13 protein-coding genes are annotated in these 13,524 nt (G+C 45.4%); 1 reads left to right on the top strand and 12 read right to left on the bottom strand.

Annotation, left to right across the window (positions count from 1 at the left end; translation table 11 throughout):
• Window positions 1–31: 31 nt before the first annotated feature.
• The 12 genes from RGU72_RS07665 to mltG form a co-directional block, all read right to left on the bottom strand.
• Entirely contained in the window at window positions 32–733 is a 702-nt protein-coding gene (locus tag RGU72_RS07665) for an ABC transporter ATP-binding protein (protein WP_322119167.1), read from the bottom strand.
• The gene (locus RGU72_RS07670; RefSeq protein ID WP_322119168.1) at window positions 730–1,497 is read right to left on the bottom strand and encodes an ABC transporter ATP-binding protein; all 768 of its coding nucleotides are present in this window, start codon (window positions 1,495–1,497) and stop codon (window positions 730–732) included. The genes RGU72_RS07665 and RGU72_RS07670 overlap by 4 nt, the downstream gene beginning before the upstream one ends.
• Window positions 1,494–2,780, bottom strand: a complete 1,287-nt coding sequence (locus RGU72_RS07675; RefSeq protein ID WP_322119169.1) for a branched-chain amino acid ABC transporter permease — start codon at window positions 2,778–2,780, stop codon at window positions 1,494–1,496. Before RGU72_RS07675 ends, RGU72_RS07670 begins: the two co-directional genes overlap by 4 nt.
• Window positions 2,781–2,783: 3 nt before the next feature.
• Window positions 2,784–3,674: a branched-chain amino acid ABC transporter permease gene (locus tag RGU72_RS07680; protein WP_416200156.1), complete on the bottom strand. Its 891-nt coding sequence runs from the start codon at window positions 3,672–3,674 to the stop codon at window positions 2,784–2,786.
• A gap of 149 nt (window positions 3,675–3,823) precedes the next feature.
• A complete protein-coding gene (locus RGU72_RS07685; RefSeq protein ID WP_416200157.1) occupies window positions 3,824–4,996 on the bottom strand; it encodes a branched-chain amino acid ABC transporter substrate-binding protein in 1,173 nt (390 codons plus the stop codon).
• Window positions 4,997–5,192: 196 nt separating this feature from the next.
• Window positions 5,193–6,845 carry a 3-(methylthio)propionyl-CoA ligase gene (locus RGU72_RS07690; RefSeq protein WP_322119172.1) on the bottom strand — a complete coding sequence of 551 codons (1,653 nt, stop codon included), beginning with the start codon at window positions 6,843–6,845 and terminating at the stop codon, window positions 5,193–5,195.
• A 477-nt stretch (window positions 6,846–7,322) separates the two neighbouring features.
• Window positions 7,323–8,243, bottom strand: a complete 921-nt coding sequence (locus tag RGU72_RS07695; protein WP_322119173.1) for a 23S rRNA (adenine(2030)-N(6))-methyltransferase RlmJ — start codon at window positions 8,241–8,243, stop codon at window positions 7,323–7,325.
• 143 nt (window positions 8,244–8,386) lie between these two features.
• Window positions 8,387–8,893 carry an N-acetyltransferase family protein gene (locus RGU72_RS07700; RefSeq protein ID WP_322119174.1) on the bottom strand — a complete coding sequence of 169 codons (507 nt, stop codon included), beginning with the start codon at window positions 8,891–8,893 and terminating at the stop codon, window positions 8,387–8,389.
• 92 nt (window positions 8,894–8,985) lie between these two features.
• Window positions 8,986–9,375, bottom strand: coding sequence for a PilZ domain-containing protein (locus RGU72_RS07705; protein ID WP_322119175.1), 390 nt, complete (start codon window positions 9,373–9,375; stop codon window positions 8,986–8,988).
• 10 nt (window positions 9,376–9,385) lie between these two features.
• Window positions 9,386–10,420 carry a DNA polymerase III subunit delta' gene (locus tag RGU72_RS07710; RefSeq protein WP_322119176.1) on the bottom strand — a complete coding sequence of 345 codons (1,035 nt, stop codon included), beginning with the start codon at window positions 10,418–10,420 and terminating at the stop codon, window positions 9,386–9,388.
• Window positions 10,417–11,109, bottom strand: coding sequence for a dTMP kinase (gene tmk / locus RGU72_RS07715; RefSeq protein WP_322119177.1), 693 nt, complete (start codon window positions 11,107–11,109; stop codon window positions 10,417–10,419). The genes RGU72_RS07710 and tmk overlap by 4 nt, the downstream gene beginning before the upstream one ends.
• A 70-nt stretch (window positions 11,110–11,179) precedes the next feature.
• Window positions 11,180–12,190: an endolytic transglycosylase MltG gene (gene mltG, locus RGU72_RS07720; protein ID WP_322119178.1), complete on the bottom strand. Its 1,011-nt coding sequence runs from the start codon at window positions 12,188–12,190 to the stop codon at window positions 11,180–11,182.
• Window positions 12,191–12,404: 214 nt separating this feature from the next.
• Here mltG and RGU72_RS07725 point away from each other — a divergent pair, with 214 nt between their 5' ends.
• The gene (locus tag RGU72_RS07725) at window positions 12,405–13,487 is read left to right on the top strand and encodes a folate-binding protein (RefSeq protein WP_322119179.1); all 1,083 of its coding nucleotides are present in this window, start codon (window positions 12,405–12,407) and stop codon (window positions 13,485–13,487) included.
• Window positions 13,488–13,524 lie beyond the last annotated feature (37 nt).

Raw genomic sequence — 13,524 nt, forward strand, 5'->3', positions numbered from 1 at the left:
GACGAATAAATATTACTGGGGTAGAGTATATTTAAACTTCCAGCCACTCACGACGGATAGCATCATTAGCACGTAACTCGCTTGGGGTGCCTTCAAACACAATGCAGCCATGTCCCATGACATACACCCGTTGAGAAATCTCTAGCGCAATTGCCAGCTTCTGCTCAACTAATAAGACTGAAATGCCGCGATTCTTAAGCTCTTTCAAATATTCAGCGACCAGTTCTACGATTTTTGGCGCTAAACCTTCGGTCGGCTCGTCAATCATGATCAAATCAGGATCACCCATCAAGGTGCGGCACAGCGTCAGCATTTGTTGCTCGCCACCTGACAAAACCCCAGCAGCAGTATGCTGGCGCTCCTTCAGGCGAGGAAACATCTGATACATATCGTCCAGAGCCCAGCGTGATTTTTTGCCGGATTTTTCGCCCAGAATCAAATTTTGCTCGACGGTCAGTGTTGGAAAAATATCGCGATTTTCCGGAACATATCCCAAGCCTTTGTGAGCGATCTGGAACGCCTTCAAGCCGATAATTTCTTCGCCCTTAAACTTGATCGAGCCTGTCGAATTCACCTGCCCCATCGTCGCTTTGACTGTCGTCGAACGACCAACGCCGTTGCGTCCAAGCAGGCTAACAATTTCTCCCTGATTCACCACCAAATCGACGCCATGCAGAACATGGCTCTTGCCATAGAAAGCGTTTAAATCTTTAATTTCTAACAATGCACTCATGCTGCTGCCTCCACAGGTGCATGCCCACCTAAATAAGCGTCTTTCACTTTTTGATTGTTTCGGATGTTCATCGGGGTGTCGCAGGCAATGACTTCACCATAAACGACTACGGCAATTTTATCTGCCAGACCAAACACCACACTCATGTCGTGCTCCACCATGAGCAATGTTTTGCCCACGGTGACTTTACGAATCAGCTCGACTGCGGCATCCGACTCTGAACGACTCATCCCTGCAGTAGGTTCATCCAGCAAGATTACATCGGCACCACCGGCAATCGTAATGCCAATTTCCAGCGCACGTTGTTCGGCGTAAGTTAGCAAGCCAGCAGTAATATTACGACGCCGCTTGAGACCAATTTGCTCCAACACCGCCTCGGCACGTTCATGTGCGTCTTTTAAACCATTCAGCCGATGCCAGAAAGAATATTTGTAGCCTAGCGACCATAAGACCGCACAGCGCAAATTTTCATATACCGATAAACGGTGAAAAATATTGGTAATCTGGAAAGAGCGCGATAGACCACGACGATTGATTTCAAACGGCTTGAGCGTAGAAATACTTTCACCATTCAATAAAATATCGCCAGAAGTGATCGGGAAGCGACCAGAAATTAAATTAAACAGCGTCGATTTTCCCGCACCATTTGGTCCAATAATCGCAAAGCGTTCGCCCTTGGGTACTTGCAAGGTCGCACCACGGATGATTTCTGATTTGCCGAAACTTTTTCTGACTTCTTTTAATTCGAGGGAGAACTGACTCATGCTTGCACCCTCCGCATTTGCTCTTCGATTTCGGTATTCACTTCGCCCCATTTTTGTTGGAATGGTGGTTTAGCAAAGATAAATCCGGCGACGCCAACTACGATAAAGGCGGTAGCAATCAGCCATGAACTTGGCAAGGCTGTATCGAGATTGACACCAAACAGGTTCATTGTGGAAGTTTGCGACGCCTCTAAGGTGCGCTGATATAACATCTCGATGGCGAGTACGATGCCAATCACGGCGATGGCGGACGCCAGCAATAATTTCCACATCGGTGACCAGACACGTTTAAACAATCCAAACTTAGCAACGCGTAAATTCATCATCAAAATACTGGCCACACCACCAGGTGCATACATCACCACAAGAATAAAAATAATCCCTAAGTACAATTGCCAGGCTTTGGTGAAATCAGACATCATTACTGTCAGCATGACGCCAAGTACTGCACCGATCAATGGTCCAAAGAAGAAGCCAATTCCACCAATAAAAGTGAACAACAAAACACCACCAGAACGCACGGCACTGACATTCTCGGCGCTGACAATTTCAAAGTTAATCGCCGACAAACCACCTGCAATCCCGGCAAAAAACGCAGAAAGAATCAATGTTAGATAACGCACCCACTGTGTGTTATACCCGATGAACTCTACCCGTTCTGGATTATCTCTCACCGCATTCGTCAAGCGTCCCAATGGGGTTTGAGTAAAAGCATACATACCGATCGTGCTGATAAATAACCAGAACGCAATCAGGTAATACACCTGAATTTGGGGGCCGTAAGTAATACCCAAAAATGGCTGACCAATGACACGATTAGTTGAAATGCCGCCTTCGCCACCGAAGAAATTTGGAAACATCAAAGAACATGCAAATACCAGTTCAACGATCCCTAATGTGATCATAGAAAATGTTGTTCCTGATTTTTTGGTCGTGACGTAGCCAAACAAGACGCCAAATACCATACCGGCAACGCCGCCGATTAAGGGAATGAGAGTAATTGGGAAAATGAGCGAGCCATTCGTGACTAAATTCATCGCATGAATGGAAAAGAATGCCCCCAATCCCGAATACACTGCATGTCCAAATGAAAGCATCCCACCCTGCCCCAATAGCATATTGAAGGACAGGCCAAAAATCATGAGCGTACCGATTTGAGACAGCAGAGAAAGCGATCCGCCGGACTTAAAAATCAATGGCGCAACGATCAACATCAGAGCAAAGCAGCCCCATACAATCCAGCGCACCAGATTGAGAGGTTTATAGTTAAGAGTATTTGTCATTTTTTATCCTTCGCGAGTACCCAGCAAACCACGTGGCCGGAAGATGAGGATAAGTACCAACATTAGGTAAGGCATGATGGGTGCAGTCTGCGCAATTGTGAGATTGAGCAGAGCATAACCGGGTGTTGTATCGGTAATTTGTGTCCCCATTTTTGCGAACACCGTCACAAATGAATAGTCCAGTGCGACAGCAAATGTTTGTACGACGCCAATCAGTATTGAGGCGACAAAAGCACCCGCTAACGAGCCCATGCCTCCGACCACCACCACGACAAAAATAATACTACCTAGTGTCGCTGCCATACCTGGCTCCGTAACAAAAGCATTGCCGCCGACAACGCCAGCCAATCCTGCCAGCGCGCAACCGCCGCCAAACACCAGCATAAATACGCGTGGCACATTGTGTCCCAGCGCCTCTACCGTATCTGGGTGTGTCAATGCAGCTTGTATCACTAGACCGATACGAGTTTTGGTCAACAATAAATAAATCGAGATCAGCATCAGTAAGGCGACAAACATCATAAAGCCGCGATACATCGGGAAAGTCGTTGTGTACAAAGTGAATAAAGGGCCATCCAATGCAGCAGGAATCGCATACGGCACAGTAGAGCGTCCCCAGATCAACTGCACTAATTCCACAATCACATAAGACAAGCCAAAGGTGAATAATAGTTCGGGAATATGCCCGTATTTATGTACTGAACGCAGGCCATAACGCTCTACAAGTGCTCCCAAGACGCCAACAAGCAAAGGGGCAACGAGCAACGCAGGCCAAAAGCCAAGTTTGGAGCTGATGCCATAGGCAAAATATGCACCTATCATATAAAAACTGGCGTGGGCGAAATTGAGTACGCCCATCATACTGAAAATCAGCGTCAGTCCAGAGGAGAGCATAAACAAGAGCAGTCCGTAACTAACCCCGTTCAGCAAGGTGATCAATGTAAATTCCACTGCAAAGATCCTTTTGGAAAAAATGGACGATCGTACTAATTAACAAGAAAAAAAGAGAGCGCACCAAAGTGCTGCTCTCTTTATCTGATTAATTAACCTGGACGCTTCATTTGGCATGAAGAAGGCTGAGTAGCGACAAAGGCATCAATTTTCTGATTTGTCTTCCAGCCCATGCCTGTATTTTCTTGATCAAACTTAACGTCTTTGTCGTTCACTTTGACCCAAGTTGCGATGTATAAGGGCTGCTGAATTTGATGATCCAGCTTACGCATCACGGTGTCGCCATTTAAACTTTTAACTCTGGAACCTTCCATAGCGAAAGCAACATCTTTTGGCTCTATCGATTTGGCATCTTTCACGGCTTTAGCCATGTACGAAAGAATAGAATACGTCGCCATAGAATAGTAATCTTCTTTGTACTTTGCTTTATAACCCTCAACGATATCTTTACCGGCGAAAGTTTCATTATTCGGGTTCCAGTAGCCGACGTATTTCACTTTATCTATACCCGCCGCACCCATTGCAGTCGGCACACCTGTTGTTGCAGCATAGTAGGTGTAGAAGTTAGCTTTAAGATCTGCATCTTTAGCCGCTTTAATTAAGAGCGCCAAGTCAGCACCCCAGTTGCCTGTGATGACACTATCTGCGCCCGATGCTTTAATTTTTGCAATATACGGAGCGAAATCTTTGACTTGACCAATTGGATGTAAATCATCGCCAACGATCTGTACATCAGGGCGTTTGCGTGCCAGATATTCTTTCGCGGCACGGGTAACTTGCTGACCGAAAGAGTAGTTCTGACCAATGATATAAACCTTCTTGATATTTTTATCCTGCGCCATATAAGTCGTCAGGGATTCCATTTTCATGTCTGAGTTGGAATCAAAGCGGAAATGCCAGAAGCTGCATTTGCTATTGGTCATGTCTGGATCAACAGCTGCGTGATTGAGGTAAACAATTTCTTTGCCAGGATTACGTTCGTTGTATTTGTTGACCGCATCCTCTAACGCCAAACCGGCACCAGAACCATTACCTTGCGTGATATAACGGAAACCTTTATCGATTACGGTTTTCAGTACGCTTAAGGATTCTTGTGGGCTACTTTTATTATCAAAGCCAACCACTTCAAATTTATGCGGACCAGCCCAGCCCTCAGCATTGGCTTTATCTGCCACGTACTGAAACGAGTTCAGAATATTTTGCCCCACGGGTGCAAATGGGCCTGACAGTGGATCGATGTAAGCGATTTTGATTGTGTCTGCCATCGTCAGTGGTGCGGATAATGCCAGGGCAACAGCTAACACCGGTGTACGTAATTGAAATTTCATTTGTCTCACTCCAATATTTTATTTGTGGATGTTGATAGAATTTTTAAAATCTTTTTTATTGTTGTCTGTGCTTCTTTCTTGCTTTAGAACTTTTGAGTAAAAATGCGCTACTCAATCCTGCCTCCCTTTTAAATCAAGCCGTTGGTAATTGATAGTCTTTGAATTGATCTCTCAATTTATTTTTCAAGATCTTTCCTGTTGCACCTAAAGGTAAGGCGTCAATGAAAACAACGTCATCTGGCATCCACCATTTTGCAATTTTTCCTTCATAAAAACTGATCAGTTCTTGTTTTTCTATCTCTGCACCTGGTTTTTTTACGACCAGCAAAAGAGGACGTTCGTCCCACTTTGGATGAAAAATACCAATACATGCAGCTTGTAAAACGGCAGGATGGGACATTGCTACATTTTCCAGATCAATCGTGCCTATCCATTCACCGCCCGACTTAATCACATCTTTACTACGGTCTGTAATCTGCATATAACCATCAGCATCAATAGTTGCAACGTCACCTGTCGGGAACCAGCCATCCTCAAGAACATCACCACCTTCGTGCTTATAATAACTGCTGATAATCCATGGACCTTTGACTAGCAAGTTACCATAGGTTTTGCCATCCCAAGGCAATTCTTTGCCTGCATCGTCCACAATCTTCATGTCAACGCCATAGATTACGTGGCCTTGTTTTTCCAAGATTGCTTGTTGTGCCTCATCGGACAATAAACTGTGCTTTGCCATCAAGGTACCAGTAGTACCTAATGGCGACATCTCAGTCATGCCCCATGCATGGACAACTTCTACCCCGTAGGTATGGCGTAAGGTTTTCATCATGGCTGGAGGGCATGCCGAGCCACCAATTACAGTTCGTTTAAAACTAGAGAACTTCAAATTATTTTGTGCGACATACGTCAGCAAGCCCAGCCAGACCGTAGGTACGCCCGCAGAAAAGGTAACTTGCTCCTGCTCAAATAATTCGTATAAAGATTTGCCATCTAGGGCTGGGCCAGGGAAAACCAGTTTTGCTCCCGTCAGTGGAGCCGAATATGGCAAACCCCAGGCATTGACATGGAACATCGGCACCACAGGCAGCACGCAATCACGGCCAGAGACATTTAATCCGTCTGGCATTGCCGATGCATAAGAATGTAAGACAGTTGAACGGTGCGAATACAGTGCGCCTTTGGGGTTACCCGTAGTACCAGACGTGTAGCACAAACTAGATGCGGAGTTTTCGTCAAATAAAGGCCAGACAAAATCATCTGAATTAGCGTCGATCAAATCTTCGTAACACATCAAATTAGGTACAGCACCGTCTGTGGGTAAATGCTCGCGGCTGCACATCATGATGTAGCCTTTGATAGTCGGACAATGACTGGCAATGGCTTTGATGATAGGCAAAAAATTTATCTCGAAGAACAAATATTGATCTTCCGCATGATTCACCATGTAGCTGATCTGTTCTGGATGCAAACGAGGATTGATCGTGTGCAATACAGCACCGGAACCGGAAACCGCATAATAAGCTTCCAGATGGCGATAACCGTTCCACGCTAATGTGGCGACTCTGTCACCAATTTTGACATCCAATTGTTTAAGCGCATTGGCGAGCTTTTTAGCGCGGCTATGGCATTCGCGGTAGTTATAGCGATGGATATCGCCCTCTACACGCCTTGAGACTATTTCGCTGCTACCAAAATAACGATCTGCATGTTCAATCAAACTGGAAATAAGCAGAGGCTTACTCATCATTTGTCCCATCACCGGACTTTGTTGATACTGCGACATCTGTTCTCCCGAAGTAGTGCTAAGTTATTCTAAGTTATTAGATATCTGGCAAGCATGCAAGGTTTTGTAATTCGGTTCGCTTTTTTGTTTTATTTACCGAATTAAATTCTTTCGCCCTGATTTTTGTACGACCGTACTAATTCGTCAATCCTTATTTATGTTGCAAGGCACCATGTTTTTTGAGAAATTTTTTATATTCTGGCATCCTCATTAGAGTAAATCCTCGATTTCATAAAAATACCGATATTGCAATGCAACAGAGAGGTATTAAAAACCGCCAATTTGAGACATTTTTCAATCGGTTTTTGATGTATTTTTCTGTGACTGAATTTGCATATAAAAAAATTGCCGGCGACATTTCTGCCCCGGCAATCTATTTCAAATCATGGATCACATCATTTACGCCAAAGTTGCTCCAACGTTGGCTCAAATTACTGACGATATTTGCTCCGCAGGCAAATAGCACTTGCACAACGATTAAGTCGTTTTTTTACGTCCCTTACCAATAGTTTGCGTCTCTCCAGATTCCAGCAGAAAACCTGCGGCTGCATCGCGACCCAAGACTTTGACCAGATACGGCATGACTTCTCTCAGCGTGGCTTCCAGTGTCCATGGCGGGTTAATAATAAACATACCGCTGCTATGCAAACCAAAACCGTCTGGCGTGGGTCCGCTAATCGATAAAGTCACATTGAGCCAACCGTTGGCTTGCAAACGCTTCAATCTTTCAGGTAATTGCTTGGAATCTTGACGATTCAGCACTGGGTACCAGACAGCAAATGTACCGGTAGGGAAACGCTTTAAACCATCTTCCACCGTATCTTTGACGCGGCGGTAGTCATCTTTTACTTCATACGGAGGGTCAATTAAAACCAGACCACGGCGTGATGGTGGCGGCAACAAAGCCTTTACACCCTCAAAGCCGTCACCAGCGGCAATGATGACACGCTTGCCTCTGGTGGTCGGTCTGTGTCCCTGCGCTGCCAGATGCGCATCGAGCTTACGGAAGTTCTCGCTCAGGATTTTAATCTCGCTAGGATGTAGCTCGAATAAACGTAGACGATCTTGTTCACGTAAGATTTTGTCGGCACAATAAGGCGAGCCGGGGTAGTAGCGCATCTTGCCGCTTGGATTTAGCTCTTTAACCAGGTCAACATATTCAGCCAGGCTAGGCGGCAAGTCTTTGCGATCCCACAGCGGAGCAATGCCGGTTTCAAATTCGGCATTTTTTGTTGCATAACCAGCATCCAGCGAATACAAACCAGCACCAGCATGCGTGTCTATGTAGGTGTAGGCCGTATCTTTCTGACCTAAATAATTCAGTAATTGAATTGTGACGAAATGCTTGAGAACGTCTGCGTGGTTGCCTGCATGGAAGCCGTGGCGATAGCTCAGCATAATGAGTGATTCCTATAAAAATATATGGCTTGTCTTCCGTTGAGAAAGCAAGCCATTGAGGTTCGATGCCGGATTTTACTCTTTTTAAGCCTAGACAGGCTCAAAACGACTTAAAGCACCTTAAAACAGATGGAAGTTCAGTCTCAGCTAATCCGCTTCCCCATGATGATCAAATCACGTTCAATGCCATCCAAGTTAGCAACACGGGGCATATTTGCCCAAATCTCAAAGTTAAACTTGGCAAATAAATTCATGCTGGGTGTGTTGTGACCGAATATAAATCCCAGCAGAGTATGTACTGCGATTTGCGGAGCATAGGCAATCGCCTGATTCAGAAAATATCGCCCCAAGCCTTTACCGCGGGCATCCTCATGTAAATAAATAGAAAGCTCTGCTGTGCCGGAATACGCGGGCCGTCCATAAAAATTAGAAAATGACAGCCAGCCTAAAATTTTTCCATTGTCTTCAATCACCCACAGCGGACGTTTGTCTGGCGTATGCTCGTTGAACCAGGCGTGTCGGGACTCAACCGATATTGGGTCAGTATCGGCAGTGACCTGACGGGAAGCAACAGTAGAGTTATAGATAGCGACAATCGCTGGCAGATCAGCGAATCTTGCCAGGCGATGGGAGGGAACAAATCCAGACATAATTATCAATACAAGGAGAAATTTAGGACGTTTGAACCAACATAGTCTCGTCAACGAACTCAAGGCAAAGCGCTTGAGTTGAAAAGTGGATGCTAAAGCGTATGAGTTGCGCGCGATGAACGAATCGCAGCGCCTAATAACTCTTCCACCCTTAAACGGATACGTGTACCACTTTCATCATCGGGAAAGTGGACGCCGATACCTTGTGACTTGTTATTGCCAGCACCTGCCGGGGTGATCCAGGCTACTTTGCCAGCGATAGGATATTTATTTGGGTCATCTAATAAAGTCAAAATCAGATAAATCTCTTCGCCCAAGCGATAAGATTTATTGGTTGGTACAAAGATACCGCCATTTTTTAGGAATGGCATATAGGCAGAGTACAGCGCTGCCTTCTCTTTAATTGCCAATGACAACACGGAAGGACGCGCCGGTGTTGGCATGTTCAAAGGAATACCAGGATCGGCGGGCAAGTCGGCCATAAACAAGCTTTCAGTGAAATAGTGAAGAGTAATCCAACAGCATATCTTCAATAAAGAGTTTGGCAGACAAAGGATGACTGGCAATTGCCTGACGCTCATTCGTGCTCTTAATCACATTTAATAAAGCATGGACGTCAACACGTTGGGCGAGCACAGCTAACTCTTTTTGATATCGAGGATGATACCGGATTCTTCCTGTTTGTTTATAAGAAAAAATATCATACAACCAACGCTGCAACCAGGCGACCGTATTCGGCACACTAAGTTTTTGTATTTTTTCCGCAATTTTCAAGCTGGAATCAACACCCGGCTTACTTAACTGACGCAAAAATTCGTCTAACTCCGCTCTGTCTTCCGACTGCGACATCAATAAGGCAGATAAGGGCGCGCCACCTTGCTGCGCCAGCCAGGTCTCTGCATCGCCTAACTGTTGGGTTTTCAACCAGTCCAAAGATTGCTGTTTGTCTGGCAAACCCATTCCAAATTTGTGACAGCGCGACAAAATCGTCGGCAACAATTTATCCAGACTGTTTGAGACCAGAATAAATACCGTATTGGGATTCGGCTCTTCCAATGATTTAAGCAAGGCATTGGCCGCCGGGATATTCAAGGCTTCGGCCGGATACAACACGATCACACGTCGTCCCTGACGATGGGTAGAAATATTCATAAAATCGCCCAATGCCCGCACCTGATTGATGACGATTTCTTTTGATGGTGCTTTGCTAGATTTTGTTTTTTTCTCAGGCTCAGGAGCATCGCCCTCGCTGGCGGCGCCCTCTTCCTCATCCAGTAACTCGGGCCTGACCCGACGGTAGTCCGGATGACTGTACTGCCCAAACCAGCCGCAAGATAAGCAAGTACCGCAGGCATGGCCGTCTGCGGAAGGTGCTTCACACAATAAGGACTGCGCCAGATGTTCGGCAAAAACAGTTTTGCCGATGCCTTCAGGACCGTATAGCAAAATCGCATGAGGCATACGCTGCCGTAGTAAATTCAATTGTTGCCAAGCGTCTTGCTGCCAGATAAAAAGTGGATGCGTCATACCTGCGTCTGCTGATTTGAATGCGACTTAAATGAATATGGTTCAGGTTCACTACACAAGCGCTCAATCAAGGTATCAAGATACGCACGGATGTCAGGAATCGGACGGGTCGAATCGATGATCTGAAAACGTTCTGAAAACTCAGCGGCGCGGCGCAAATATTCAGCGCGGGTATCTGCAAAAAATTCTGCTTTTTCCTGCTCAAACTTATCCAGATCGCGGCTTGCATCCAGACGGGCACGTGCTACTTCTAAAGGCACATCAAACAAAAATGTCATGTCAGGCTGTAAATCGGGATGTACCCATTGTTCCAGTGCATTCAGTTTTTCCAGCGCCAATTTACGTCCACCACCTTGATAAGCAAAACTCGCATCGGTAAAGCGATCAGAAATAACCCAGTCACCGCGAGCTAAGGCCGGTTCTATTACTTGAGCGATATGTTCTCTGCGTACGGCGAACATGAGTAAGGCTTCCGTTTCTAAATGCATTTTTTCCTGCAAAAGCAGATCACGTAATTTTTCGCCTAATGCCGTACCACCGGGTTCACGGGAAGACACAACCTTAATCCCATGCTGCTGCAACTGCTCTGCCACATATGCAATATGGGTGGATTTACCGGCGCCATCAATACCTTCAAAAGTAATGAACTTGCCTCTTGTTGCTGCACTTGTTTTGCTTGCTATCGACATACAAATCAATTCTTTAATCAGTTCTTGCTATAGTTTTTGGTAATTCAATTTGGTTTACTTCAATCTTGATCTAGCGCTGATATTTATTAACGGCACGATTGTGCTCACTCAAATCATCAGAAAACTGGCTAGTACCATCACCTCTGGCGACAAAATATAAAGCACCACTTTTCGCGGGAGTAAACGCCGCTGTCAATGAGGCGATTCCGGGCAATGCGATCGGCGTTGGCGGCAGACCAGTGCGAGTATAGGTGTTAAACGGTGTATCGGTGAGCAAATCGTTTTTTCTGATTTTGCCTTGATATTTATCCCCCATGCCATAAATCACCGTCGGATCTGTTTGCAGAAGCATGCCTAGCTTGAGACGATTAACAAATACCGCAGCGATCATAGTGCGCTCAGATTTTTGGCCGGTTTCTTTTTCGATGATAGATGCCATGATCAAGGCTTCATAAGCTGTTTTATACGGCAGCATTGTGCTCTTTGCTGCCCACGCCTCGTTGAGCTTTTTAATCATCACACTATGTGCTTGCTGATAAATTTGCAGATCGCTAGACCCTTTGGCAAACAAATAGGTATCAGGGAAAAATAAACCTTCCGGCAATGCGTAATCAGGATCGATTTTTTTCATCAGGTCGCGGTCGGACATACCAGCAGTATCATGCTTTAAGTCAGAATTAGTATCGACTACTTTACGCATCTGCTGAAAAGTCCAGCCCTCAATAATCGCCAAAGCACCAAACGAAAAATCACCGCTGACGATTTTGTTCAATAGGTCTAACGGCGTTTTATTAGATTCTAATTCGAAAGAACCTGCTTTTAATTTATTCGCCTTGCCGGTAGCACGTGCTAGCACTTCGAACAATATAGGATTAATCGGAACACCCGCTTCGTAGATTTGTCGGGCAGAACTGCGAACACTACTACCGGCTTTGATGCTGAAATCAATTGGTTTATCTACCGATGTGCCGCTACTTATTTCTGGAATGAAGATAGGTTGCATTGCCCAATAAGCAAAACCACCGCAAGCAGCGCCACCAAGCAAAATAATGAGAACGAAAATTTTTTTTATAAACGCCATACCAAAAATTGTGACCTGATTAAAAATGTTGAGTTAAAAGCTTAAATTATTAAAAACTTGGAATTAAAAGCTGCGCATTAAAAACTGAAAGCTAAAAGCAATGAGAACGAAAAGCGATTACAAACGTATTTTTGCGGACAGCACTATAATCCGCAGGAGATAGAACATTCTAGGTAGCACATAGTAAGTGAGACGTATTTTAAACCGAGACTCCATGAATACAGAAACAATGACTAGTTGGCAGGATTTTTTAGCGCAACACGGCGCCCATATCGTTGATCAAAAGGTGCAAGGCTTTGCGACCGCTACAGAAGCGCACTTTTTGATCGGCTCTAATGGCACAGCAGGCTTTATTTCTGCATTGACCGATCAAGCATTGCTATTAGCGACGGGCGAAGATGCTGCCAGTTTTTTACATAATCAATTGAGCAACGATGTAGAAAAACTGGGACAAGATAATGCCAAATTAGCCTGCTACTGCACGCCAAAAGGTCGCATGATAGCCAGCTTCGTTTACTGGAAAACTACCGATGGTATCGTCTTGCAATTGCATGCTTCGATCAAAACAGCCATCCATAAACGATTGCAAATGTTCATTTTGAGAGCAAAAGCTAAACTAAGCGATATCAGTAATGAGCAAGTTGTGCTAGGTCTTGGCGGCCAGGCAGCAGAAGCGGCGTTAACAACTTGGTTTCCCTCATTGCCACAACAAATCTACGGCAAAGTTGATACTGCCTTTGGCACCTTGATCCGCGTCGCAGATGCACATCAGTTACCACGTTACCAGTGGATCGCCACGAATGCTATCGCACAACAAGTCTGGCCGCAATTAAGCAAACAACTGCAACCTGTCGATACAAGCGTATGGCATCTGACCAATATCCAAGCAGGTGTCGCGCAGATTATCGATAAAACTCAAGAAAAATTTGTACCGCAGATGGTCAATTTTGAATTGATTGGTGGGGTCAACTTTAAAAAGGGCTGCTATCCAGGTCAGGAAATCGTCGCTCGCAGCCAATATTTGGGCAAACTCAAACGCCGGATGGCAATCGCCCGCATCGCGCATGACGCCAGCAATCCTATTTTGGCGGGTAGCGAAGTGTTTGCTGCAACGGAGGGCGATCAGCCTTGCGGCATGATCGTCAACGCCGAAATGGAAGATGCGCAGCACAGCCTTTGTCTGGTTGAAATGAAGGTAGCGGATCAGGAAAATGGCGATATTCATCTGGGGTCGGCGACTGGTGAGCAACTACTATTTCTGCCACTGCCTTATGCGGTGGTTGACATCACTGCATAGTTAAATCCGTCTAGCTTGAAGAATGAGATTACAGGTG

The sequence above is a fragment of the Undibacterium sp. 5I1 genome (genome assembly GCF_034314085.1).
GTDB lineage: Bacteria > Pseudomonadota > Gammaproteobacteria > Burkholderiales > Burkholderiaceae_D > Undibacterium.